Source organism: Rhodococcus sp. NPDC059969 (assembly GCF_042738325.1).
Classification (GTDB): domain Bacteria; phylum Actinomycetota; class Actinomycetes; order Mycobacteriales; family Mycobacteriaceae; genus Rhodococcus_F.
Genome location: NZ_JBHWUF010000002.1, coordinates 111,312 through 135,661 on the forward strand (window position 1 = coordinate 111,312; position 24,350 = coordinate 135,661).

Here is a 24,350-nt window from a genome sequence, read left to right on the forward strand (position 1 = left end):
CTCGGACTCGGCTCGGAGTGGAGGGGCACGCCCATCTGATCCGAACTCGAGGTATCGTGGCCGACATGCAGCGCGTTTATTTCTGGTTTAGCAGGCCGGCCCCGGGTGGGCCTGCCGGCGTAACCACGCGCTGACAACCTCCACCCAAGAGCCGGACTACAGACCGGCTCGCTGGAGTTTCTCTTCATCTCTGGGGTCGGCCTGAGAACAGGAAACCGAAAACCCCATGACTGTCACCATCGACACCACCGCATCTTCGGACAGCCTCGACGATCAGCGCACTGTGAGTATCAGTCCGCTCGTGTCACCGGCGACTGTTCGTGCTCAGCACGCTCCGGACGAGGTCGCGGCCGCAACCGTGCGCACCGGTCGTGCAGACACCATCAACATCCTCAACGGTGACGACGATCGTTTGATCGTCGTTGTAGGTCCGTGCTCTGTGCACGATCCGGAAGCCGCGATGGACTACGCCCGCCGGTTGGCCGCCAAGGCCGAGGAGTTGCGGGACGATCTGCACATCGTCATGCGCGTTTACTTCGAGAAGCCGCGCACCACGCTCGGGTGGAAGGGACTGCTCAACGATCCGCACCTCGATGGAACTTTCGACATCAACACCGGGCTCGGTATCGGTCGCAAACTGCTTCTCGACGTGTCGAGTCTGGGTCTGCCTGTCGGTTGTGAATTCCTCGACCCGATCATGCCTCAGTACATTGCGGACCTGGTCAGCTACGGTGCGATCGGTGCCCGGACCGCTGCGAGCCAGGTGCATCGCCAGCTGTGCAGCGCACTGTCCATGCCCGTCGGTATCAAGAACTCCACCGAAGGTGACGTGCAGGTAGCCGTCGACGGTACCCGCGCTGCCGCCGCGAGCCATGTGTTCCCCGGAACCGACCTCGACGGTCAGGCAGCCTTGATTCGCACCGCCGGCAACCCCGACTGCCACGTCATTCTTCGCGGCGGCAGCGACGGACCGAACTACGATGCCGAGACAGTCGCAGACACCCTTGCCCGCCTGCGCAAGTCGAACTTGCCCGAGCGCGTGGTCATCGACGCGAGCCACGGCAACAGCAGCAAGGACCACGAGCGTCAGGTCATCGTCCTGGACGACATTGCCCGTCGTCTGACCGAGGGTGAGCGGGGAATCGCCGGCGTCATGTTGGAGAGCTTCATCGAGGCCGGACGTCAGGACCTGACCTTGGGCAAGGCGGACGAGCTCACCTACGGTCAGTCGATCACCGACGCGTGCATCGACTGGTCCACCACGGCAGCGCAGTTGGATCGTTTGGCGCGGGCTGTTGCGGCTCGGAGGGGCTGACGCCCCCGTGCGCGTTTAGGGAGTGCCTGGACTCGCTAAACGCGCACAGGGCCGCTAAGCCAACACTTCTCGCGTGGCCGTGACCAGGCGTTCCAGCCAAGCGTCCGTGCCGACGGCGCGGCGCAGTGGCTCGTTGGGCAATTCGACGCTGACCGGCAGCCCGGCGGGCAACGTCGACCAGATGTCGGCCAGGGCGATGCCGCCGGTGCCGGGCACCAGACGCTCCTCGCGGGCCTGACGGATCAGCTCTGCGTCCCCAGTGGGAGCGGGGGTCGAACCGTCGCACATCTGGGCGTAGTGCAGCCACTCGCGAGGGATGGACGCAAGATCCTCGAGCGTTGTCGCCGAGCGGTCGGTGTGCAATGCGTCAACCAGGACACTACGAGCCGGACCGTCTGCCGCCGAGACGATCTCGATGGCCGCCCGCGCATCGGGCACAGCGGTCCACGGCATGAACTCGAGTGAGGCGACGATGCCGTAGTTCGCGCACAGTTCCGCGAGGCGGGCGTAGGAGTCCGTGAGACGAGCACGGTCACGGTCGTCGCCACCGACCAGAACGGCCTTGGCGCTGAGCTGCGCTCCCGCTTCGAGGAGCGGAACGTAGTCGGCGGGATCGAAGTCGGCTGCAAGACGGATGATTTCGAGATCGAATACCTCGACCGGTGAATCATCCAGTCGACGCACCAGTTCGTTCAACCCCTGCTTGTCCTCGTGCAGGGGGTACGCCGTCGTACCCGGTGCCGCGGGCATCAACCGGATACCGATCGTGTCGAAGCCGTGCTTTTCGGCCAAGTCGACATGCTGCATCGGTGCGGTATCGAGCACGGTGAGGGCCGCCAGCCCGAGTGAGAGTGTCATGCGTGCGCTCCAACTGTTTTGGTGCCGGCCAGTTCCCGGCCTGCCAGGTAACCGAAGGTCATGGCCGGACCGAGGTTGATACCGCCGGAGGGGTAATGCCCACCCATCACGCTGGCCTGATCGACACCCACAGCTAACAATCCCTCGATGGGGCGGTCGTTGTCGTCGAGGACATGCGACGACGAGTCGGTGACAAGCCCGGCGAAGGTGCCGAAGCTGCCGGGTACCACCTTCACCGCGTAGTACGGACCCTTCTGCAACGGCGCGAGTGACGGGTTCGGCCAGGGATTGGCGGTATCACCGGATCCCCGGTTGAACGGTGTTGCGCCGCGACCGAACTCGGGGTCGTCGCCACTGCGAGCTCCGGTGTTGAACGCCGAGACGGTCTTCTCCAACTGCGCCGCATCGACGCCGATCTTCTCGGCCAAGTCCCGAACAGTGCGCCCCCGCGTGAGGTATCCCGAGCGCAGATACGGCTGGATCGGGATCGGTAGTGGCTTGGCCATGCCGAGCGGGAGGTAGCGCACGTACTGCTGATCGGCGATCAGCCACGAGCACACCTCATCGCCCTCAGGAACCTGCTCGACCATCGCAAGCGTGTAGTCGTGGTAGCCGAGTGCTTCGTTGACAAACCGCCTGCCGTTCGCGAGAACCCCGATGACGCCGGGCTTTCCGCGGTCGAGGATGTGGGGGAACACACCTTCCTTGCCGTTGCGGTAACGAACGATGGAGACGGGGCAGTAGGCAACGGGGGAGGCGAGCGTGCGGTCGAGTCGTCCGCCCACGGATTCGCCGAGGGTGATGCCGTCGCCGGTGGTTGTCTTCGGGGTGAGCGACCAGTGTTCGTGTCCGGTTGGGGTGCGCGGGAACAATTCGCGTCGTCGATCGATGTCGTGTGCAAAGCCGCCGGTGGCGAGTACAACGCCACGCGTGGCTGTTACCGAGTACGCACCGTCCGGACCTTCGAGACGGACGCCGACAACGCGGCCGTCGTCATCGGTCTGCAATGCGGTCGCGGACGTCTTGACCCGAAACTCGACGCCCAGATCGAGCGCTGAACGCAGCATCATGCCGACCAGGGCAGTACCGTTGACGAGTTGCTGACCGCGACGCTTGGTGGCGAGGTCGAACATGTGCTTGGTGACTCGAACACCGCAGTGCGCAAAGGCTTTCGGTGACCGCGTCGAGTGGAGGAACGCCTGCAGATCGGGGCCGGCCATGATGCCCATTCCGAGGAACGACGTCTCGTACAACTGCCGACGGAGCAAGGCCGCAACATCTGGCCCGAGCTTTCGCAGACTCACCGGTTTCGGTCCGACGGACCGGTGACCGGTGCCGGCACCCGGTGTGTCACCGTGAATGTCGGCGATCTTGGCTCCGGGAACGAACTTCAGCGCGGTCTTGCGTTCGAAGAACTCGACCATCTCCGGTGCGCCGTCGAGGAGTGCATCCACCTTCGCGGCGTCGAAGTTGTCGCCGAGTCGGTTCTCCAAATATGTCCGCGGTGCCGAGCGATCCTCGACAACACCATCTGCGATGGCAAACATGTTGCGCGGAGTCCACATCCACCCACCCGACCATGCCGTTGCGCCGCCGCAGGTGTCGGCCTTGTCGACCACGAGGACGGACGCGCCGCCATTTGCTGCGGCAATCGCTGTGGAAAGCCCACCTGCGCCGGAGCCCACGACAACCACGTCGTAGGTGAGGGGGGTACTGCTGCTCATTTCTGCTCCTTGGCAGTTGTTGCGAGGGTCGGCGTCGACGACAGTTCGACAACCTTCCCGGTTCGTGACGATTCGTAGATTGCGGCGATGATGGCCAGCGACGCGCGGGCGTCGCGTCCGGTGACGGCGGGTTCGCGCCCGGTCAGGACGGCGTCGGCGAAGTCCTGCACCTGCAATGTATGGAAGTCGGTCAGTGCCGCATTGACCGCGCCCACATCAAGATTCGCGTCGGCGTCCGCGGAGTACGGCGACTGGAATTCCACTTCGCCTGTTACGGTCCAGATTTCGTTGACACCCTCGTGCCCTTCGGGGAACTCGAGGACACTGGCAATTGCTCCGGAGCGCCCGATCACCGTGACGCGGTTGCCCAAATTGTGATTGGCACCCGTGGTCGCGGTGACGGTGGCGGTGCCGCCCGAGGCAAAGGAAATCACCGCCGACGCGCTGTCCTCGGTCTCGATGTGCTCACCGTGAGTATGGGTGCGGATGAAGCCACTGACCGAGACGGCCTCGCCCATGAACCAGGCCAGCATGTCGATCTGGTGCACGGCCTGCGTCATGAGCACGCCGCCCCCGTCGGTGTCCCAGCGTCCGCGCCACGCGTCGGCCGAGTAGTAACTCGATGGACGATGCAGGATCACCGACGCCTCACCGAGCGTGGGAAGCCCGATCCGGCCGTCGTCGATCGCGTCCCGGATACGACGCGCTGCCGGCCAGAAGCGTCGTTGGAAGAGGACGCCGAAGGTGATACCGGCTCGGTCGGCGGCCTCGATCATGCGGTCGGCTGCGGCAACATCCACCGCGATGGGCTTCTCGCACAACACATGTACACCGGCCTCGGCCGCGGCAACGACGACCTCTTCGTGCACCGGGTGAGGCGTGCAGACGGTGCAGGCATCGAGACCGAGAGCAAGTAGTTCGTCAACGGAACTGACGGCTGCGGGAATGCCGTGGAGTGCCGCGAACTCCTGAGCGCGCCCAATATCGGGATCGCAGCAGCCGATCACCTCGACGCCGGGTACTTGTTGCAGAGCACGGGCATGGTTGCCGGCGATCTTGCCGCAGCCGACGATTCCGACTTTCAACGTCATCAGAAATGCTCCTCTGCTTCGACGTCCCGCGCCGCGGACTCGCCGCGGTCGAGACTGTTCAGTGCGGTGACGTCTTCGGCGGTAAGTGTCACGTCGAGAGCCGCCAGATTCTCGGCCTGGCGGGTCGGGTTAGCTGACCTCGCGACCGGGACCACGCCCTGCGAGGAGTGCCACGCGAGAACCACCTGCGCTGGGGTGCAACCGATTCGACCGGCAATCTCCCCGACGACGGCGTTGTCGAGCACGTCACCCCGACCGAGGGGGCTCCACGACTGGGTGAAAACGCCGAGCTCGTCGTTTGCCCGGCGCACCGGAATGCGAGCGAGCGACGGGTCCATCTGAATCTGGTTGACTGCCGGTGCCTCACCGGTTTCGGTGACGAGTCTGTGCAAGTGGTGCTCCAGGAAGTTCGACACACCGACGTACCTGACCAGTCCGGCATCGCGGCAGGCCAGCATCGCCTCGAACGACGCAACATAGCGATCGATTCGCGGGAGCGGCCAGTGGATCAGGAAAAGATCCAGCCGGTCGAGCCCTAGTCGTTCCAGGCTCTGCTCGAGGGCGCCCCGGATGTCGCCGGAAACCTGGTCGTTGCCACGAAGTTTGGTGGTGACAAACAGTTCTTCTCGCGGTACACCAGATTCTGCCAGCGCCACACCGACAGCATCCTCGTTGGCGTAGATCGCGGCGGTGTCGATGAGGCGGTATCCAGCCTCGATGCCGGAGAGAACGGACGTCGTGGCGTCCGCGCCGACGAGGGGCCAGGTTCCGAGTCCGATGGGCGGCAATGCAGTTGCGACCGGTGCGGCTGCCTGCGTAGTCATGCGTGAATCTCCTGACGGGCCGCAGCGGCGGCCGTGATCGTGACGGCGACATCGGCGGCGGTGACGAGTGCAGCGTGAATGGACCCGCCGTCTCCGCTCGCATCGCCGACGGTATGGACACCGAGGCGCGGTGCCAGTGAACGTAGTTCGGTCAGAAGCTCCGAGCGTGGCTCGACGCCCTGTGAGATCAGCAGTTCGCCGGGAGCGTCGACCTCGCTCAGCACACCGGCCGTCGAGATCGTGACCGAGTCGGTGTCGACCTTGGTGATGATCGAGCTCAGGTAGGTCGTGAGGTTCTCACTTGCGGCCAGGCGCGGCAGCAGCACGATCTTGCCGCGTCGTCCGACGTCGTGGGCGATGGTTTCCTGGGGACCGATCATCACGACCTGAGTGCCCTTCTGGAGGAGATCGTCGGCGACGGCCGCAGCCTCGCGATCAGCACCGAAGATCGTGATCGCATCGGGGGCAGGATCTTCGAGGACTAGGAATTCGCGGATGTCACGAACGGTGCGCGTTGCTGCTCGGGGGAGATCGACCGTGGGGCCTACGCCGCCGGCGGCCAGGACTATCGCGTCGAAGTCACGGCCGGCGAGTGAAGCGGCATCTGCCCTGGTCGACGTGTGGCACTGCACTCCGAGATCAGCCAGCTCGGCGAGATACCACTCCACGATCCGCCCGTATTCGGGATACTCGTGCAACTTTGACGCCAAGGCGAAGTCGCCACCGAGACTGGGGCGTTCGTCGTACAGGTCGACGCGGTGGCCGGCGAGTGCGAGGTCGCGGGCAGCAGCCATTCCGGAGGGGCCGGCTCCGATGACGGCGACTCGCACGGTGACATCAGCAGGCGTCGTGGGCTGGTCCAATTCACGTCCGACCCAGGGGTTCACCGAGCATGGGATCGGGCCGGCCGCCAGGCTGTCGATGCAGTAGTTGCATGCGATACACGGGCGGTAGCGGCCGCCGTCGATCGCGCGCTTGGGGAAGTCGGGATCAGCGTGCAGAGTCCGTGCCATGCTGACGAAGTTCGCCTGCCCGGATTCGATGATCTGCGCAGCGATTTCGGGCGATGTAATGCGGCCGGCTACGCCCACCGGGATGTCGAAGTCGCGCTGGTACTGCTCGGAGTACGGCGCGAGGAGGCCACGCGACCACTCGCCGGGCTGGATGATCCACTGTCCCGCTTCGTAGTTGCCCGCCGAGACGTCGAGGAAATCGAGTCGGTCGGTGTCGATGGCGTCGATGCGGGCACGGGTCGTCTCGGCGTCGAGCCCGCCGTCGATTCCCTCGAAGGCTGAGAATCGAAGTCCCAGAGTGATTCCCGGAGCATGCTCGTGTACCGCCGCGATGACCCTGTTGACAAAGAGAGTCGGGTCCGCCCACTCGTCGTCACGATGGTTGTAAGCGGGGGAGAGGAACTGGTGGATCAGATACCCATGCCCGCCGTGCAGGGAGATGACGTCGACGCCGGCCTTCTGGCATCGTGCAGCAGCCTCACCGAAACATTCGATGATGTGCTCGATGTCGTCACCGTCGAGTTGTTCGGGCATCTCGCCGCCGACCACCAAGCACGGAATCGGAGTCGGGGCAACGGGAACGAAACCGCTGACCGAACCTTGAGCCGTGCGACCACCGTGGTTGAGTTCGACTCCGACGAGCGCTCCATGCGCGTGAATAGCGTCGACCATCTTCTTGATGCCCGGAATCCGCTCGTCGACGTCGACGCCCATCTGCCGGATGCGCCCCTTGCCGTCGGCGCGCACGTAGCTCGCCTCGGTGAAGATCAGTGCCGCACCACCTTCAGCGCGGCGGGCGAGGTACGCGATGTACTCGTCCGTCATGGTTCCGTCGACCTCGCAGTAATTGCGCTCCATCGGAGCCGACACGAATCGGTTTCGAAGGCGGACGGTGCCCATGTCGAGAGGTGCGGCGAACGGCGCAGTCACGTTCATCAGCGCTCCTGGTACTTCGCGAGAAAGTAGGTGCTCGGTTGTGCTCATGCGTGTGCCGCCTCGGAGAGCAGATCGCGCAGATGACTGCGCATGCGGTCCGTATCGGCTTCGACACCGGTCAGGAGAGTGAAGGTGTCCGAGGCTTGTGCCACCAGCATCTGACCACCGTCGAGAACCGAGCATCCGAGAGTGAGTGCAGCGTCGAGTAATTCGGTCCGCATCGGCCGATAAACGATGTCCGCGACCCATAACTCGGAGTGCAGCGCCGCGGGGTCGAAGGGGGTTCCGGGATGACCGACCATGCCGATCGGCGACGCATTGACGACTCCGTCGCACGTAGCCAGATTGTCGCCGATCTGATCGATCGTCAAAGCCGTTGTGCACGTTGCAGGGAAGGCCGAGGACACGCGCGAGCACACATCGGCAGCACGTTCGGGATCGACGTCGGCGATGCGGAGGTCCGTCGTACCGGCCGCAGCGAGTGCGTACGCCACCGCGGAACCCGCGCCACCGGCTCCGGCGAGGACAACTCGATCCAAGGTGGCGTCAGGTAAACCGCGTTGCAGTGCGGTGAGGAATCCACTGTGATCGGTGTTGTGGCCGATCAGACGGCCGTTGTCGACGACAACCGTGTTGACGGCACCGAGCAATCGGGCATTGTCGGACAGTTCGTCGAGCGCGTCCACGACAACCTGCTTGCACGGATGGGTGATGTTCAACCCGGTGAAACCACCTGCGACGGCGCTCCGCACCACCTCGCCGGTCTTCTCGACCGAGACCGTCAGGTTCTCGAGATCGATCAGTTCGTAGCTGTAATCGACGAGTGCGAGTGCTGATGCTTCGTGCGAATGCAGCGCCGGCGAGAGGGAGGTCGAGATCCCCGCTCCGACAAGGCCGATTCGGTGACGTGTGAATTCGGTAGTCATGACATTCTCCTGCATAAGTGGGGACGGCCCCTCGCGGAAAATCAACGCGAGGGGCCGGTCCGGTCAAGCGTTGTTGCTGGTGAGCTCTGAGTCCTGCTTGGTCGGCAGTTTCGGCTTCGGTTGGCCCAGTTCAGCTGTGGGCGTCCGGTACGTCTCCGGCCCGGTCATGGCAGCGATGGCTGACACGACTGCAAAGCCGAGGCACATCCAGGCAACCGGCGTCCAGTTGCTCTTGTCTCCGGCCGAAATCGCTTGGGCGATAGCCGGTGTGAAGCCGGCGACGAGTAGACCGAGCATGAGGCTCACAGCCATACCGGTGTATCGGACCTTCGCGGGAAACTGCTCCGGGAAGTACGCCGGGTAGGTACCGTTGGGCATCGCGTAGAAGATGCCGATCATGACGATTCCCGAAGCGAAAACCATGGGAACGCTCTGGGTTCCGATGGAATGGAAGAACACGAAGATCATCAGCCCCGCTCCGATCGCACCGATGACGAAGATCGGCTTGCGCCCGTAGCGATCGGAGAGAATGCCGAACAGTGGCTGCGTCAGTACGGCAACAAAATTGGCGGTCGCGATGGCCCACAGCATCGTGGAGCGTTCGAATCCGGATTCGACGGCGTACGCCAGCGCGAAGACGTTGACGATGGTGTTGATCATCGCGAAGGTCGAGCTCATGCTGATGCGGATCACGGTGCGCCAGTGCGAGCGGAACATCTCGACGACGGGGATTCCCGCTGTCTCGTCCTGCTCTTTGAGTTCTTCGAACACTTCGGGCTCGTCGAGGGCACGACGCAACCAGAGCGCGACCACGGTCACGATGATGCTGAGCCAGAACGGAACTCGCCAACCCCACGAGTAGAGGTCTTCGTCGGGCAGGCTTGCCACCGGGATGAATACCAGGCTGGAGATGACGATGCCGAACATGATCCCGCTCATGGTGAACGAGGTGAAGAACGAGCGACGGTGATCAGGTGCGTGTTCGAGTGTCAGCGCCGACGAGCCGGGGGATTCACCGCCGGCGGAGAGCCCTTGAAGCAGGCGGAGCAAGACGAGGATGATCGGTGCGGCTATGCCGATCTGGTCGTAGGTCGGCAGGCAACCGACGATGACGGTCGCGACTCCCATGAGGAGAAGACACGCGAGAAGTGCGTTCTTACGTCCGTAGCGATCGCCGAGGTGACCCCACAGCACCGCGCCGAGCGGGCGGGCGACGTAGGCAACACCCAGGGTGCTGATCGAGAGCAGGGTTGCGGTTGATCCGCCGCCGGGGAAGAAGATCTTGGGGAACACCAGCGCGGCCGCGGAGCCGTAGATGAAGAAGTCGTAGTACTCGAGGGTGCTGCCGAGGAAGCCCGAAACGGCGGCGCGGCGCGCGTTCGCATTCGGATGTTCCTCGGTCGAGTTCGTGGAACCGGTGGAGGTAATCGGAGGTGCCATGTGAAGTCCTTTCGTCCCGATGGGCCGGCCGTGGTGGCACGTGTGGAGATGCACCACGCATCGGTGACGTCCCTCACCTTTCGGCGGCTGAGACGACAGTGCCACGAAGGACTATGGCGCGTCCAACACTAAATGAGTCTCAGATAATGACGTTATTGGTCTCAATGTCCGGGGTAGGCAGAATCTCCTCCGACGTCTCCAGTGCGACGGCGAGCGCATCGGTCATGTGCCGTGGTGACCAGGCAATTCCGTGATTCATGTACGTCGGGTCGCCGGTGAGCGGGACGAACACACTGCCAGGGGGCGTGATCGCAGCCATGCCCGATGTCATCAGGGCTACGCCGACGCCGGCAGCAACAAGCATCAGGATCATGTACGGATCGGTGATCTCCTGGACTACGCGAGGTCTGAAGTCGGCGTTCATGCAAGCCCGCATCGCGGTCTCCTGCAGTGCCGAGCCGGCCGAGAGCGGGGTGGTCACGAATCCGTCGCCGGCCAATTCGCGGAGATCGATCGCGTCCCTCTCGGCAAGGGGATGGTCGATCGGAAGCACGGCGCCGAACGCCTCCCGTCGAATGAGTCGGGTAGAGAGCGATGCGGATTCCACCGGTAGCCCGACGAAGGCGAGATCGAGGGCGCCGCTCTCGAGTTGAATGACCGCGTCGCGCGTCATGATCCGGCCGAGGAGTGTCAGTTCGACTTCGGGATAGCGCTGACGCAACGCGCGGGTGAGTGGCGGAAGTGCTTGATAATTGAGCACTCCGGTGAATCCGATCGTGACTCGTCCGTAGACGCCTCCCGACGACGCCCGCGTAGCGTGCCGTGCGGTCTCCATGTTCTCGATGACGCGATAGGCGTGGGGGAGAAAGGCATGTCCGCCGGACGTGAGTGCGACGCTGCGGGTGCTCCGTTCGAACAACTTGACGCCGATGTCCTTTTCGAGCTTTCGGATCATTTGGCTCAGCGGCGACTGCGCCATCTGGAGCCGTGACGCGGCCCGTCCGAAGTGAAGTTCTTCCGCAACCGCGACGAACGCGTGCAACCAGCGGGTTTCCATCGACAACGCCTCCAGGTATTTGACGTCGACGACAAACGCCATATATTCAGAATTTCTACACAGTGTGACGGCAATTATGCCTATTTGCAACATAAATTGAGTGCGTAACGCACAGAAACTCAGGAGTGAAGAGGATGCAGAGTTATCCGGAAGGTGTCACCGCGCTCATCACCGGCGGTGCGAGCGGAATCGGTGCCGCCAGCGCAAAGTTGCTGACGGAGAGGGGAGTTCGGGTGATCACGGCAGATCTTGCCGAGGGAGCGCACGAACAACTCGACGTGAGTGACCCGGTCGCCGTCGACGCGCTTCGTGCCCGAGTCGGCAGTGTCGACATCTTGATCAACAGTGCGGGAATTGTCGGGCCGTCAGCGCCGCTGGTCGAGGTTGATCTTGCGGCCTGGCAGCGTACGTTCCGCATCAACGTCGAGGGAACATTCCTCATGTGCCGGGCATTCGTACCGGGGATGGTTGCGTCGGGGTGGGGACGGGTCGTCAATCTCGCGAGTATTGCTGCTAAGGACGGAAACCCGAATCAGAGTGCGTATTCGGCGTCCAAAGCGGCCGTTGTCGCGCTGACGAAATCACTCGGCAAAGAGGTCGCCACCACCGGAGTGCTGGTCAACGCGATTGCGCCGGCGGCGGTGGAAAGCCCCATGAATGCCGGCACCGATCCTGCCATTCTCGCCCGTTCGCAATCTTTGACGCCGATGGCGCGGATGGGGAAGGCGGACGAGATCGCCGAACTGATCTCCTGGCTGTCGTCGTCTGCGGTGAGTTACTCGACCGGTGCCGTGTACGACGCCAGCGGTGGCCGCGCAACGTATTGAAATACCTTCTGGAGGAAGCCGATCAGAATTGGAGCAGTGACTGCCACAGTTCACGAGATGCATCCTGGTACTCGAGCATGTGCGAGATCAACTCTCGCAGTGGCTGCGTTGGTTCGAGCTCTTCCGGAAGTAGTGGATTGCGGACGATGACCGCGATGATCGCGCTGCCCAGGGCAAGTGATTCGCGGGCGGCTTCCTCGCGGCTGATTGCCGCCAGGCGGGTTTGCGCCTGTGTGAGTGCTTCGCGAGCCTCGGCGATGTCGGCCAACAGCGCCTCCGAGTTCCAGAGCGTACGGATAGTCGAATCATCCTCGGGGGTAAGGTGATCAACCTCCATCAGCGACGATTCGGGAGCGGCGCCGAGTCGGCGGAGAGTGCGGCGAGCGCTGTCGATTCCGCCGCCTAGATTGTTCGGACGGACGGCGAGTGTGGGCTTCCAGTCCTCGTAGCCCGCCAGGCGCAACGCTTGATCGTGCCGGCGGGCGGCGGTGCGGTCGCTTCGTTTGAGCCCTGAGTGCTCGACGGCGATCCAGGTGCCGTCCCAGGGGCGTATGCGATCGGTGCGAGTTCGCCACCCCTCGACCTCGCTGTAGGTGGGGATGCCGTCCGGGTTGAGGACGTACGTTCCCCGGGCGGTGCGACGCAGTTTGTCCTCGCGGCACAGACGGCCCGCTGCCACGCGAATGCTCGATGCGCTGACGCCGACAATCTCGCCGGCCCGGGTCAGCACAGCGGTGCTGAACTCGGTGTCCGGGCTTGCCGTTGCGAGGTCCAGCACAACTCGGGTTGCGGACATTCCTCGATCAGTTTGTAACAACTTTTGAACAACTCCTGACAAATTCTGTTACAAGTGGCATGGTGGGTACCGGGAAACCTTATCCGCGAGCAGTGAGGAAATATCGTGACCGACTCCGATCGACCAGGTGGCGATGTCTATGTGGAGCGTGACGGTGGCGTCACCGTCATCGTGATGAATCGCCCCGATCGCAAGAACGCGGTTGACGGACCGATGGCGGCGCAATTGCGTGATGCCTTCCTGGAGTTCGAGTCGGACGAGAGCCAGAAGGTGGCGATTCTGTGGGGTGCGGGCGGCACATTTTGTGCCGGTGCGGATTTGACCGCAGTCTCCGACCCCGCCCGCGTGCACGAGTTGCACCCGGAAGGCGGCGGCACCGGTCCGATGGGGCCGAGTCGGTTGGTGTTGTCCAAACCGCTGATCGCCGCGGTCAGCGGATACGCGGTGGCCGGAGGGCTCGAACTTTCGTTGCTCGCGGACCTGAGGATCTGCGAGGAAGATTCCGTGTTCGGAGTCTTCTGCCGACGCTGGGGAGTTCCTCTCATCGACGGAGGGACCGTGCGACTGCCGCGAATTGTCGGGCAGGGGCGAGCACTCGACATGATCTTGACCGGTCGTCCGGTCGACGCTCCGGAGGCGCTGTCCTTCGGTCTGGCCAATCGTGTTGTTCCAGTAGGGCAATCACTCCAGGCAGCCAAGGAACTTGCACACCAGTTGACCGCGTTTCCGCAACTTTGCATGCTCGCGGATCGCGCGTCAGCCTACCGATCGTTTGATCTACCACTTGCCGAAGCGCTGCGCGCCGAGGGCGTTGCAGGAAATCCCATTGTCATCGCTGAAGGTGTACGCGGCGCTGCTGCGTTCGCCGCGGGCGCCGGCCGGCACGGCCGATTCGAGAACAACCGGAATTCGAACGAGGAAACTGAACCATGATGCCCATAACCAGAGACCTGATCGTCCGTGGCGCGCGACAGCACGGGGCGCGAACGGCCGTCGTCTTCGGCGATCGATCGATGACGTTCGCGGAAGTGGACGAACTCAGCAGCCGATTGGCACACGCGTTCATCGCGCTCGGTATCGGGCATGGCGCACGGGTTGCGTTGCTGGTCAACAACTCTCTTGCCAGCGTGCCCGTCGATTTTGCCTGCGTCAAAGCCGGAATCAATCGGGTTCCGCTCAACTCGCGACTCTCGGTCGACGAGCACGCGAGGATGCTCGAGGACACCGACAGTTCCCACGTCGTCTTCGGTCACGACCTCGCGGACCGAGCCGCTGAACTCTCGGCCAGGTTTCCCGAGCGGACATTCATCGGGCTGGAAACGAACTCGGAGGGACAGAGTTCTCTGCTCGACCAAGCGCAGAGCATGCCTTCGGACATGCCTGACGTCGAGGTGGCTCCCGACGATGTGATCCTGACTCTGTTCACGTCCGGCACTACGGGAACGTTGAAGGCCGCGCAGCACACCCAACGCAGCTACGCCGCCATCTGCCGCAATGTGCTGCTCAATCTGCTTCCGGCGACTCAGGACGACACGATGCTGCATGCGGCATCGCTGATCCATGCCAGCGGTGTGTTCGTGCTTCCGTTCTGGCTCCGCGGCGGAAAGACCGTCGTCCTTCCCGGTTTCGACCCATCGACGTTCTTGAACTCGATAACCGAGCATCGTGCCACCGCAATCAATTTGGTGCCGACGATGATTCAGATGCTCCTCGAACGCCCTGATTTCGCGAGCGCAGACATCTCGAGTCTGAAATCCGTGATCTACGGTGCCTCGCCGATGCCGCTGGACACCATCGAGCGGGCAATGCAGGCATGGGGGCAACACCGCTTTCTGCAGTACTACGGGCAGACCGAGGCGCCTCTGTGTATCGCAGTCCTTCGGCCCGAAGACCACACGGAGGATCGACTACTGTCCTGTGGTCAGCCTGCCATCGACGTCGAGATCAGGCTGCTCGACGGCGAGGGACACGAAGTGCCGCAGGGAGAACCGGGTGAAATCGTGATCCGTTCGCCATCTGCGATCGCCGGATACTTCAACGCACCGGAACTGAATGCGGACACCTTCACCGAAGACGGTTGGGTCCACACGCGCGACATCGGCCAGTTCGACGCCGACGGATTCCTGTTCCTGAAGGACCGGGCATCGGACATGATCATCAGCGGCGGATACAACGTCTACCCCCGTGAAGTCGAGGATGCGCTCCTGACGCATCCGGCTGTTCGTGAGGTTGCCGTGGTCGGCACCGCCGACGTCAAGTGGGTGGAGGCGGTCACCGCCGTCGTTGTCCTCGAGGACGGAACCGTCGAAAACGACGCACTGCAAGCATCATTGGTCACTCACGTCGGCGAGCGACTGGCGTCGTACAAGAAGCCGCGCCGGGTGGTTTTTGCCGAATCGGTTCCGAAGACGGCCGTCGGCAAGCTCAATCGGAAGGCGCTGCGAGAGCAACTTCGCGACGCTATCTGACTCCGCGAGTACGGAATTGAACGCTGATTCTCGGCCCGAGTGCCCGCGCACTCTTGGGGACGCAGTGTTCCCAGGTGCGTTGGCACGATCCACCCATCACGAGTAGATCGCCGTGACCGAGATTGAACCGGATCGATTCGCCACCCCCGCGGGGGCGCAGTAGGAGCGGGCGAGCGGCACCGAGAGACAGAATGGCAACCATTGTGTCCTCGGTGCGGCTTCGTCCCGTGTCGTCCCCGTGCCAGGCAACGCTGTCGGAACCGTCACGATAGAAACACAGCCCCGACGTCGCGAAGGGCTCGCCGAGTTCGCCGAAGTAGTGGCTGCTCAGTACGTCTTTGGCTTCGGTGAGAAGCGCGTCCGGCAGCGGCTGATTCTCCGCGTAGAAGCACACCAGACGAGGTACGTCGACAACGCGGTCATACATCTGGCGCCGTTCTGATCGCCACGGAACCGTAGCTTCCAGGTTGTCGAACACGGCTTCCGATCCCGTCAGCCAGGCTGGGCGATGGTCGACCCATGCGCCGGCGGTGAGAATGCGTCGCTGCACCGTGCCGTCGAGATCGGCCAAAGAAACGCCGAGGTCACCGTTGTCGAAGAGAGACGGTTGCATCGTGGCGGTCATAGGGACCACAGTACACCGAAATCGAACATATGTTCCCATGAATTTGACATGTGGTGCTGGACGGCTGTTCATCCTTGCTGGGTGATGTTCGTCGGCGCGAACCTTTGAATACTGTTCTCACGCTATTTCGCCGATGAAGGGGATGTCATGACTGCTCCGCACCAATCTCATGCGAACCATCCTGTCCGACAAGGCTTTGCCATCGGGACCACGGTGGCGGCAGCCTGCCTGCTCTTCGTAGCGGGAATTGTCGCGCTGCTGCAAGGCATAGCGGCTCTCGCGGACAACGATCTTCTGATCGTCGGAGTCAATTACACCTTCGAATTCGACGTCACTACGTGGGGTTGGATTCACATCGTCCTCGGAATCATCGGCATCGCGGTGTCGCTGGGATTGTTCGTGGGAATGACATGGGCTCGCGGGATGGCCTTCGTGATCGCAGCTCTCTCGATCGTGGCCAATTTCTTGTGGTTGCCGTACTACCCGCTGTGGTCGATCGTGATCATCGCTCTCGACGTCGCTGTGATCTGGGCCGTCGCGACGTGGCGACCCGACGAGGTCTGATCAACTGACGAGAGTGAGTGGTTCACCTGCGACAGGCGAACCACTCACTCCGCTGTGTCCGGGCCTCCACGGTTGGCCACATCACTGCACGGCGTCAACGGCGCCTCGGTGATTCGCGATCCTGGTCCTCGCGCGGACGCATGTCCTTTGTCGATCGGTGTGGGAAGCCGTGGATCATCGAACAAGAAATCCAGCAGATCACGACCGTTGCGATTCCGAGTCCGATCGACGCGAATGGTTCCTGTGTGGCCAGCCACACGCTCAGTCCGATTGCCGTCCCGACGATCAGAATCAGGATGGTGTCGATTCGTGTCGTTTGCATCGAAATCATCGCCTGGCGCAGATTGTTTTCGGCGGCTCGCTTGCTTTGGCGGCCCGCCACCCGGCGAGTGACAGCCGGGGGCAGACCTTGCGCGGCTGACCCCTCGCTCTGGAAATCGCCGCCGCAAGTGATCAATACCCGCCACATTCGTCTGCGAAACTCCCCGCAGGAAGAACGGGACCTTGGACCTGCGGCCAGGGATGCCGTGCCTTGACTATGACGTAGCGTCATAGTTGATCCTGTTCGTATGCGAATCAGCGACGTGGCCAGGGCGGCGGGTGCCACTCCACGGACCGTTCGGCACTATCACCGACTAGGCCTGTTGGCCGAGCCGAGGCGGCTGTCCAACGGATACGGAACTTACGAGCTGCCCGATCTGGTCAGGCTGATGCGGATTCGTTGGCTCTCTGCCGCCGGCGTTCCGCTCGGCTCAATTGCCGCCATGATCGAGCCGAAGCCGATCGATGCAGGAGAACCGGACGACTTCGCCGACGACCTTTCCTCCCTGATTGCAGAGATAGACAGGAAGCAGCGTGTCCTCGCTGACCAGCGGGTGCGCCTCGAGGAAATGCTGTCGGCGCGAGGTGCCGGGCGGGTGGTCTCGCCGCTTCCCGTGGAGCTGGTGTCGGCGTTCGAAGAGTTGATCGCCTCGTCTCCGACGGACTCGGTGCGGCGCCTGTTCGAACGGGAACGCGACATGTGGGAGCTGGTGGCGATCTCGGGGGCAGCGCCGCACAAGCTGTTCTCCACGGCCACGCAGTTGCTGTCCGACGAGGATGACCGGAAGCGCATTGTCGATCTGTACCGCCGCTTTGCTGCATTGGCTGGGCGCGAGGTAGCCGAGGCTGCGGACGAGATCGCGGACTTGTCGGGTGAACTGGAGGAATCGTTGGCCGGGGTGCTGGGCGACGTGTCCTCAGACGGAGGATCCGCAGGTACGGGCTTCTCGGTCGGGATCGCGGATCTGGTGCCCGATCCGGCGCAACGGGAAGTGGTCGCGCGCGTCGCTGCATGTCTCATGTCAGGCGGTACGGCGTGATCCGATCACTGTGGTTGCTCTCGAGGGGCAGGGTAGACGGAAGTTCTCGTGATACAGCGACTTTCGGCTACTCGAGGGGGACCATGTCGATACCGGCGGCTTTTGTCGCGGCGAGTGTGATCGAGGCCGTGGCGATTCACTTCCTGGTTCCGTGGCAGTGGCTACGCGTCGTGCTGCTCCTCGCAACGGTGTTGTCGCTGATTGCGATTGGCGGTTGGCTCGCCGGACGGGTCGTGCACCCGCATCTCGTGTCGGCTCGAACGGTGGTGTTTCGATCCGGCACGGGCATTCGTGTCGAGGTGGACCGATCACGGATTTCGCGGGTGAGCATGGTCCGAAGATTCGGTGATACCGCCAATGCGGTGGTCGACGAGCATCTCGTTCTCCCGGGGCCCGACGGGACTGTCGTGGACGTCGAATTCGATCGACCGCTGCCGGTCTCGCTACCGAAAGGGCTGTCGAAGGGATCTAGCTTCACCATGATCGGTGGGCTGCGGTTGCATGTCGACCAACCTCGAGAATTCTGTGCTGCCTTGTCGCCGAACTGAACTCACATCGCGTCGTCTGCTGTCGCTCGTCGTGCGACTGCCGCACGAGGCTGGGACTGCCACCGTTTTCGATTGGCCGGTCAGATCGATTCCGCGCGGTTGGCAGCCTCGATGAATCGGGACCAGAACGGCACGCGGACGCTACTGGGAGTGAGTGTCTTTCGGCCCTGTCCGAGGGGGAACTCATTGGCGAGATATTCGAGGAGGTTTGCCCCGTAGTAGACGATGTCGGTCTGCCATGCGGAGATTACCGGCGATCCCGAGGGAGAGGGTGCGGCGGGCGTGAAGCGGTGTGCGAAGACCGGGACAAGGGGCGGCCACGCTCCGGTCTGTTGACGCACGATTGTGGCGACGTCCTCGGGTGAGGCGGGCATTGTGCCCCACGATGCCGGCCAGAACGGTGGTTGTTGATGCAGTGCATCCCAAATGAAACCTTCGGTGACTTTATCCAGCCAACTACTCAACTCGAGGTCGTCGGCGCTACGCCAGTTCGGCCAACGGTCGCCAAGTGGTAGCGCAGTGGCAAGAAGGCTCCGGTGGTCTGGGTTGAAGTGAAATCCAAACCGTTCGTGGAGGGAATCGAACTCGGCGTCGGTCAGGCCCTCGCTGAGTTCTATCCCGACTCCGTTGAGCAGTGCCGCTGCTTCGCGCCCGACGTGCTTCATTTCAGGAGTCTTGCAGATGCCACGTCCATAACGGCAACGATGCTCTGGTCGATCGCCGCACAATCGCCCGGCCGGCCTGTCGGTCAGACCTACGTTGAGGTTGTACATACTAGTTGTTACAGTCGAATCGTGAACTCAAAGGACCAGCTGACGGGTGCGATGGCAGAGCTGTTGTGGGAGCGCGGCTATGCGGCGACGAGCCCACGTGACGTGATGGCACGTGCCGGGGTTGGTCAGGGGAGCATGTATCACCATTTCAGTGGAAAGCACGAACTCGCGGTAGAAGCGCTGTCTGCAGTTACCGGAGAAATGACGGGCAAGTCATCTCCATTGGGTGGAGAAGGCTCGCCCCTCGAGCAGATGAAGCGCTACCTCTCGTTGCCGCGGCCGGGTATTCGGGGGTGCCGGGTGGGTCGGATGACCCAGGACCCGGAAGTGGTCACGGACCCAGAACTGATCGCAGTCGTCGCGAATGCCTTCGACACCATGCTGAACGATTGGGAGCGGGCGATCACTGCCACGATTGCTGCAGGAGAACTTCCGACGAGCATCGTCCCGGCGGATCTCGCGCGAACGCTCGCAGCCGTCCTGCAGGGCGGCTATGTACTTGCCCGCGCGCAGGGTGAACAGGGCCCGATGGACGCGGCGGTTCGTGGAGCCATTTCCCTGCTCGACGCCGCCCAGTCCGCTCTCCGCACCGATCACTGACCAACTCGAGAAAGAGAAATCAATGTCCGTTCGTATCGGAATCAACGGCTTCGGCCGTATCGGTCGCAGCTACCTGCGGGCTGCGCTACGCAGCGATGCGGATGTCGAGATCGTCGCGATCAACGACATCGCCGACGCCGCAACCCTCGCTTCGCTCCTGGAGTGGGACTCGGTGTCCGGTCATCTGGACGGCGTTGAGGTCGACGGGGACGCGATTCTCGTTGCAGGAAAGCGCATTCGCGTCACCTCCGAGCGCGAGCCGTCCCTCATCCCCTGGCGAGCCGAACGCGTCGATGTCGTCATCGAGTCGACCGGCCGATTCACGGACTCGGTCAACGCTCGCCGACACCTGACAGCGGGAGCGCGAAAGGTGATTATTTCGGCGCCGGCCGACAGCGATGTCCCCGCAGTTGTACTTGGGGTAAACGATGACACTCTCGACTTGACGGAGGACGTGTTCTCGAACGGATCCTGCACGACCAACTGTCTCGCGCCGATGGTGAAGGTGCTGCACGAGGCGTTCGGCATCGAGTCCGGACTTATGACGACGGTCCACGCCTACACCAGCGACCAGCGCCTCCACGATGCTCCTCACAGCGATCTCCGGCGCGCCCGCGCCGCGGCATTGTCCACGATCCCGACTTCATCCGGCGCCGCCGCCACCATCGGGCGGATCATCCCAGAGTTGGACGGAAAATTAACCGGACTCTCGCTACGCGTCCCCGTGCCAGTCGGTTCCATCACCGATTTCACTGCCCATCTCTCACGACCGGCGACTGTCGTGGAGATCAACGAAGCGTTTCGCGTCGCATCGCAGACTCCCGAACTCTCGTCTTACCTTGCCTATTCGGAGGCGCCACTTGTCTCTGCCGACATCGTCGGCAATCCCCACTCGGCAATCTTCGATGCGCCCCTCACACAGGTCGTCGGCGAACAGGTGAAGGTTTTCGCCTGGTATGACAACGAATGGGGATTCTCGAACCGGCTCGTCGAGCTTTCGCAGCGGGTTGGCTCATAGCGAGTAGACGCAGGGGCGGAAGGCTTCGGTCGTGGAGAATGTGGGACGGAAACTGATTTCCCATGGGGGATCCTCGCATGGACCGCACTGGTGCGTGGTGCCCGCATGATTGGCCGCGATGTGCCCTCACCTGTTGCAGAGGGCGCTGAGTTGTCGAGCGAGTCCGCCATCGTTGCCGTAGATCGGAAGCCGGTGATCTCACCGTACTAGTCTCACCGTACTAGTCGGAAAGAGGGCTGGGCTCGAGGAAATCGGGAGGTGCGGCTGCCGCCGACCTGCATCAGATCGGGACGCAGTCGTTGTACCGTGAGCCATGCCGACCCTGCTTCGACGTGCATTCAAGATCGGCGCGGTAGCGCTGGCAACGATTGTGGTGGCGGCCTACCTTTATCTGGCCTTCATTTATCGCAGCGCTGATGTCTTTACACCGCCAGGACGCATCGAGTCTCTCGGCCGGACCTACCTGATCAGCAATTTCCCGCCGCGCACTCGGGAAGATCTCGAACAGCGATTCGCGCAGGGCCATCGTGAGCAGTACACCTTGGAGCAAGTGAGTTCCGTATTTCCGTGGCGCGATGTCTACCAGTGGCAGAATGACCAGATCCGCGGCCAGGCGACGTCCAGTGCATACCTGAAATGGGGCGAGACGTACATCAGCTATTCGCTATCGGGCGGCCCATGATTCCGCGGGGACCGAGTCGAACTCAGATCGCGTCGTCTGCTGTCGCTCGTCGTGCGACTGCTGCACCAGACTGCGACTGCCACCGTTCTTCGATGCGGCCGTACCGCCACACAAGGAGGGCGATCATCCAGGTGACGACGAAGAGTCCGACGATGATGAAGCCCATCGCGCCGAGATCCAGGTTCCCGATTGCGCCGAGAATTCCGTCGTGGATGTCGAGTTTGTCGGTGAAGATCGAGATTATTTCCTGGGTCCCGATCAGTAGGGCTACTGCCACCGAGAGCCCCGTGATCACCATGTTGTAGTAGATCTTTCGTACCGGTTGGGCAAACGCCCAACCGTAGGCGAAGTTCATGAACGATCCGTCGATGGAGTCGAACAGCGCCATCCCGGCGCAGAAGAGGATCGGTAGAACGAGGATCGAATACCACGGGAGCCCTGTCGCCGCTGCGCCGCCGGCGATCACCAACAGTCCGACTTCGGTGACGGTGTCGAATCCCAATCCGAACAGTAGGCCGACCGGATACATGTGCCAGGGCTTTCGGACCATCTTCATGACCGGGCCCAGGATCTTGTTCAGGGCGCCGCGGTTGTCGAGTTCCTTTTCGAGTTGTTCCTCGTCGAAGGTTCCGGCCTTGTACTTCGTGTACACCCGATGAATCCCGATGAGAGACAGAAGGTTCAGCATTCCGATCAAAATCAGGAACGTGCCGGAAATGGTGGTGCCGAACAAGCCGGTCCATTTCTCCAGATCGGAGTTGTCGTCGGAAAGGCTGGTGGCCAATTGCCGCACACCCAACGCCAGAAGTGCGACGAGAACGAAGACGATCGTGGAGTGTCCGAGTGAAAACCAGAACCCGACGGACATCGGTTTCTTGCCGTCCGCCACCAACTTCCGAGTGGTGTTGTCGATAGCGGCGATGTGATCGGCGTCGAAAGCATGGCGCATGCCGAGCGTGTACGCCGTGACGCCGAGCCCGATACCGAAGACACTGCCTTCGATCGTGTAGTGGCCGGGTACGACCAGACCGAGCAGAACCGCCCACCCGACGACGTTGAGTGCAACGACGGTGACGGTCATTCCGATGATGCTCCGACGCTGGCCTCGATCCAGACTGTGCCAAGCTCCGGCGATTCGGGTGCCCGTCGTCGTACTCGTCGTCGTGGACATCGAACCTCACCGATCTTTCAGTCGCGGCCGGCGGCCACACTACTGAAATCGTATAAGTGTTCAACTGTTCAGATAAGCGCCTAGAGGTTACAAATCACCCATCCAGGAGTAAAGATTCTTTTGCTCCCGGATGGGAAATCTTCAGGCGAACACGGTATTGACCAGGGCGACGTAGATCGTCGTTCCGACGACGATGCTCAGGACGGCATTCTTTCGCCACAGATGCGCGGCGATCGTGGCGCACACTGCGATCAGTTCGGGTATGCCGTGCGACGGTGCGGTGATCGACACGCCTTTGAGCGAATACATCACGAGGATCAGCATGACGCCGGCCGGCATGTAGATGCCCAGGTAGCCGACCAGAGCGGAGGAGCGCAGCGGCATGAGCGCGGCAAACGGTATCGCGCGCAGAGCGAAGGTGACCACGGCCATGACGGCGACCGCCGCAAAGATGTACGAGGTGTCAGGCATCGATCTTCGCCTTTCGTGAGTCGTAGACAAAGCGGCCGATCAGGAAGAGTACGAAGGCACCCATCGCAATTGGCAGCATGTGTTCCGGTGCCGCGAGCCGCGCGACCAGAGCGCAGGTGACCGCTGCGACCGGCACCGCGAATCCGTTTTGCGCGCGAATCGCTTCGATCGAGAGGACAACGAACAATGCCGTCAGGGCGAAGTCGAGGCCGACGATCGAGTCCGGAATCCATTGTCCTGCCGTTGCGCCCAGGATCGCGCCACCGATCCAATAGGCGTGCAGGTACAGCTGGGAGTAGACGATGGTGCGGCCGGTGAGTGCCTTGGGATCGGCAGTCACCGACATCGCGTACGCCTCGTCGGTCAGCGCGAACATGCTGTAGAAGCGAGCGAAGGGATTTCGAATCTTTTCCAGCGGAAAGCTCAAGGCGTAGAACACATGTCGGAAGTTGACCAACAGTGCGGTCAGTGCGACGTACGGCAGTGGCGTCATGGCCGCGACCATTCCGACGGCGAGGAACTCCAGCGATCCTGCGTAGATCAGCGACGTGAAAACAACTGCCCACCAAGGATTGAGCCCCTGTTGGACCACGAGAACTCCGAGAGCTATCCCGAGTGGGAGCAGGCCGAACCCGACCGGCAGCGACAGCTGGAAGGCGTGCCGCCACGCCGGAGTTCGAGGCGGGGATTCGACGGCAGGTGCGGCCGTCGACGATGCTGGTTCGATCACGACGCAAATCTATAACAAAGATCGAGGTGATCGATTGCTCAGAATGCCCACATAGTGAACGGTGCGCAATAATAGTGCGATGGATGCCATGGATGACGCAATTTTGTTTCACCTTCGCCAAGACTCGAGTTTGACCAACACCGAGTTGGCGGATCTGGTGGGGTTGACGCCCTCTCCTTGCCTGCGTCGGGTGAAGAAGCTCGAAGCCGACGGAATCATCACCGGGTACCGCGCGATCGTCAGTCAGGAAGCGCTCGGTCGAGGATTTCAGGTGATCGTCACTGCCGAGATCGGAGTCAACGACCAGGCGACCATCGAGGACTTCGAATCTCAGGTCGCGGCGTTCGACGAAGTGATCGAATGTCGGCGACTGTTCGGAATACCCGACTACTTCATCCGTGTCGCCGTGAAAGATCTGGCGACGTACGAGAACTTCATGGTCACCAAGCTCAGCGGGCTTCCGGCCGTCTCGCGGGTGACATCGCTGATCACCATGAAGACCATCAAGAGCGTCGACTGACGCCCAAACTCA

At 62.4% G+C, this 24,350-nt stretch carries 26 protein-coding genes; 11 read left to right on the plus strand and 15 right to left on the minus strand.

Going from position 1 to position 24,350, the window contains the following annotated elements:
* Positions 1–226: 226 nt before the first annotated feature.
* Positions 227–1,315 (plus strand): 3-deoxy-7-phosphoheptulonate synthase, encoded by a 1,089-nt coding sequence (locus ACFWAD_RS09425; RefSeq protein ID WP_378543124.1) that lies wholly within the window; start codon positions 227–229, stop codon positions 1,313–1,315.
* A 54-nt stretch (positions 1,316–1,369) separates the two neighbouring features.
* Here the strand turns inward: ACFWAD_RS09425 and ACFWAD_RS09430 are convergent, their stop codons facing one another.
* The 8 genes from ACFWAD_RS09430 to ACFWAD_RS09465 form a co-directional block, all read right to left on the minus strand.
* Entirely contained in the window at positions 1,370–2,173 is an 804-nt protein-coding gene (locus ACFWAD_RS09430) for a sugar phosphate isomerase/epimerase family protein (RefSeq protein ID WP_378543126.1), read from the minus strand.
* On the minus strand, positions 2,170–3,897 hold the full coding sequence (locus ACFWAD_RS09435) for an FAD-dependent oxidoreductase (RefSeq protein WP_378543128.1): 1,728 nt from the start codon (positions 3,895–3,897) through the stop codon (positions 2,170–2,172). The genes ACFWAD_RS09430 and ACFWAD_RS09435 overlap by 4 nt, the downstream gene beginning before the upstream one ends.
* The gene (locus ACFWAD_RS09440; protein ID WP_378543130.1) at positions 3,894–4,988 is read right to left on the minus strand and encodes a Gfo/Idh/MocA family protein; all 1,095 of its coding nucleotides are present in this window, start codon (positions 4,986–4,988) and stop codon (positions 3,894–3,896) included. Before ACFWAD_RS09440 ends, ACFWAD_RS09435 begins: the two co-directional genes overlap by 4 nt.
* A complete protein-coding gene (locus tag ACFWAD_RS09445) occupies positions 4,988–5,812 on the minus strand; it encodes an aldo/keto reductase (RefSeq protein WP_378543132.1) in 825 nt (274 codons plus the stop codon). The genes ACFWAD_RS09440 and ACFWAD_RS09445 overlap by 1 nt, the downstream gene beginning before the upstream one ends.
* Positions 5,809–7,761 carry an FAD-dependent oxidoreductase gene (locus ACFWAD_RS09450; protein WP_378543832.1) on the minus strand — a complete coding sequence of 651 codons (1,953 nt, stop codon included), beginning with the start codon at positions 7,759–7,761 and terminating at the stop codon, positions 5,809–5,811. The genes ACFWAD_RS09445 and ACFWAD_RS09450 overlap by 4 nt, the downstream gene beginning before the upstream one ends.
* A gap of 44 nt (positions 7,762–7,805) precedes the next feature.
* Positions 7,806–8,687, minus strand: coding sequence for a shikimate dehydrogenase (locus ACFWAD_RS09455; protein ID WP_378543134.1), 882 nt, complete (start codon positions 8,685–8,687; stop codon positions 7,806–7,808).
* A 63-nt stretch (positions 8,688–8,750) separates the two neighbouring features.
* Positions 8,751–10,127, minus strand: coding sequence for an MFS transporter (locus ACFWAD_RS09460; RefSeq protein ID WP_378543136.1), 1,377 nt, complete (start codon positions 10,125–10,127; stop codon positions 8,751–8,753).
* Between the two features lie 139 nt (positions 10,128–10,266).
* Positions 10,267–11,184 carry a LysR substrate-binding domain-containing protein gene (locus tag ACFWAD_RS09465; protein ID WP_378543835.1) on the minus strand — a complete coding sequence of 306 codons (918 nt, stop codon included), beginning with the start codon at positions 11,182–11,184 and terminating at the stop codon, positions 10,267–10,269.
* A gap of 134 nt (positions 11,185–11,318) precedes the next feature.
* On the opposite strand from ACFWAD_RS09465, the gene ACFWAD_RS09470 reads away from it, so the two are divergent.
* Complete coding sequence (locus ACFWAD_RS09470; RefSeq protein WP_378446191.1) at positions 11,319–12,011, plus strand: SDR family NAD(P)-dependent oxidoreductase; 693 nt, start codon at positions 11,319–11,321, stop codon at positions 12,009–12,011.
* A 22-nt stretch (positions 12,012–12,033) separates the two neighbouring features.
* Here the strand turns inward: ACFWAD_RS09470 and ACFWAD_RS09475 are convergent, their stop codons facing one another.
* A complete protein-coding gene (locus tag ACFWAD_RS09475; protein ID WP_378543138.1) occupies positions 12,034–12,807 on the minus strand; it encodes a hypothetical protein in 774 nt (257 codons plus the stop codon).
* A 105-nt stretch (positions 12,808–12,912) separates the two neighbouring features.
* Here ACFWAD_RS09475 and ACFWAD_RS09480 point away from each other — a divergent pair, with 105 nt between their 5' ends.
* Together ACFWAD_RS09480 and ACFWAD_RS09485 are read left to right on the plus strand one after the other, a co-directional pair.
* Positions 12,913–13,740 carry a crotonase/enoyl-CoA hydratase family protein gene (locus ACFWAD_RS09480; RefSeq protein ID WP_378543140.1) on the plus strand — a complete coding sequence of 276 codons (828 nt, stop codon included), beginning with the start codon at positions 12,913–12,915 and terminating at the stop codon, positions 13,738–13,740.
* Complete coding sequence (locus ACFWAD_RS09485) at positions 13,737–15,275, plus strand: class I adenylate-forming enzyme family protein (RefSeq protein ID WP_378543142.1); 1,539 nt, start codon at positions 13,737–13,739, stop codon at positions 15,273–15,275. The genes ACFWAD_RS09480 and ACFWAD_RS09485 overlap by 4 nt, the downstream gene beginning before the upstream one ends.
* Here ACFWAD_RS09485 and ACFWAD_RS09490 read toward each other — a convergent pair.
* Positions 15,268–15,900 carry an alpha-ketoglutarate-dependent dioxygenase AlkB gene (locus ACFWAD_RS09490; RefSeq protein WP_378543144.1) on the minus strand — a complete coding sequence of 211 codons (633 nt, stop codon included), beginning with the start codon at positions 15,898–15,900 and terminating at the stop codon, positions 15,268–15,270. The genes ACFWAD_RS09485 and ACFWAD_RS09490 overlap by 8 nt on opposite strands.
* A 147-nt stretch (positions 15,901–16,047) precedes the next feature.
* Between ACFWAD_RS09490 and ACFWAD_RS09495 the strand changes: the two genes are divergently transcribed.
* Entirely contained in the window at positions 16,048–16,464 is a 417-nt protein-coding gene (locus tag ACFWAD_RS09495; RefSeq protein ID WP_317556243.1) for a hypothetical protein, read from the plus strand.
* 94 nt (positions 16,465–16,558) lie between these two features.
* Here the strand turns inward: ACFWAD_RS09495 and ACFWAD_RS09500 are convergent, their stop codons facing one another.
* Positions 16,559–16,786, minus strand: coding sequence for a hypothetical protein (locus tag ACFWAD_RS09500; protein ID WP_378543146.1), 228 nt, complete (start codon positions 16,784–16,786; stop codon positions 16,559–16,561).
* A gap of 247 nt (positions 16,787–17,033) precedes the next feature.
* Here ACFWAD_RS09500 and ACFWAD_RS09505 point away from each other — a divergent pair, with 247 nt between their 5' ends.
* Positions 17,034–17,825: a MerR family transcriptional regulator gene (locus ACFWAD_RS09505; RefSeq protein WP_378543149.1), complete on the plus strand. Its 792-nt coding sequence runs from the start codon at positions 17,034–17,036 to the stop codon at positions 17,823–17,825.
* 83 nt (positions 17,826–17,908) lie between these two features.
* Entirely contained in the window at positions 17,909–18,373 is a 465-nt protein-coding gene (locus ACFWAD_RS09510) for a hypothetical protein (protein WP_378543151.1), read from the plus strand.
* Positions 18,374–18,453: 80 nt separating this feature from the next.
* On the opposite strand, the gene ACFWAD_RS09515 is transcribed toward ACFWAD_RS09510, so the two are convergent.
* A complete protein-coding gene (locus ACFWAD_RS09515) occupies positions 18,454–19,038 on the minus strand; it encodes a hypothetical protein (RefSeq protein ID WP_378543153.1) in 585 nt (194 codons plus the stop codon).
* A gap of 129 nt (positions 19,039–19,167) precedes the next feature.
* Between ACFWAD_RS09515 and ACFWAD_RS09520 the strand changes: the two genes are divergently transcribed.
* The 3 genes from ACFWAD_RS09520 (at position 19,168) to ACFWAD_RS09530 (ending at position 21,446) form a co-directional block, all read left to right on the plus strand.
* Complete coding sequence (locus ACFWAD_RS09520; protein ID WP_378543155.1) at positions 19,168–19,746, plus strand: TetR/AcrR family transcriptional regulator; 579 nt, start codon at positions 19,168–19,170, stop codon at positions 19,744–19,746.
* A gap of 22 nt (positions 19,747–19,768) precedes the next feature.
* Complete coding sequence (gene gap / locus ACFWAD_RS09525; RefSeq protein ID WP_378543157.1) at positions 19,769–20,764, plus strand: type I glyceraldehyde-3-phosphate dehydrogenase; 996 nt, start codon at positions 19,769–19,771, stop codon at positions 20,762–20,764.
* A gap of 313 nt (positions 20,765–21,077) precedes the next feature.
* On the plus strand, positions 21,078–21,446 hold the full coding sequence (locus tag ACFWAD_RS09530) for a hypothetical protein (RefSeq protein ID WP_378543160.1): 369 nt from the start codon (positions 21,078–21,080) through the stop codon (positions 21,444–21,446).
* Positions 21,447–21,468: 22 nt separating this feature from the next.
* On the opposite strand, the gene ACFWAD_RS09535 is transcribed toward ACFWAD_RS09530, so the two are convergent.
* The 3 genes from ACFWAD_RS09535 to ACFWAD_RS09545 all read right to left on the minus strand — a co-directional run bounded on the left by ACFWAD_RS09535 (position 21,469) and on the right by ACFWAD_RS09545 (position 23,818).
* On the minus strand, positions 21,469–22,617 hold the full coding sequence (locus ACFWAD_RS09535; RefSeq protein ID WP_378543162.1) for a HoxN/HupN/NixA family nickel/cobalt transporter: 1,149 nt from the start codon (positions 22,615–22,617) through the stop codon (positions 21,469–21,471).
* Between the two features lie 141 nt (positions 22,618–22,758).
* On the minus strand, positions 22,759–23,088 hold the full coding sequence (locus tag ACFWAD_RS09540; protein ID WP_378543164.1) for a branched-chain amino acid transporter permease: 330 nt from the start codon (positions 23,086–23,088) through the stop codon (positions 22,759–22,761).
* The gene (locus ACFWAD_RS09545) at positions 23,081–23,818 is read right to left on the minus strand and encodes an AzlC family ABC transporter permease (protein WP_378543166.1); all 738 of its coding nucleotides are present in this window, start codon (positions 23,816–23,818) and stop codon (positions 23,081–23,083) included. Before ACFWAD_RS09545 ends, ACFWAD_RS09540 begins: the two co-directional genes overlap by 8 nt.
* Positions 23,819–23,897: 79 nt before the next feature.
* On the opposite strand from ACFWAD_RS09545, the gene ACFWAD_RS09550 reads away from it, so the two are divergent.
* The gene (locus ACFWAD_RS09550; protein ID WP_020970517.1) at positions 23,898–24,338 is read left to right on the plus strand and encodes an Lrp/AsnC family transcriptional regulator; all 441 of its coding nucleotides are present in this window, start codon (positions 23,898–23,900) and stop codon (positions 24,336–24,338) included.
* The last annotated feature ends 12 nt before the right edge of the window (positions 24,339–24,350 follow it).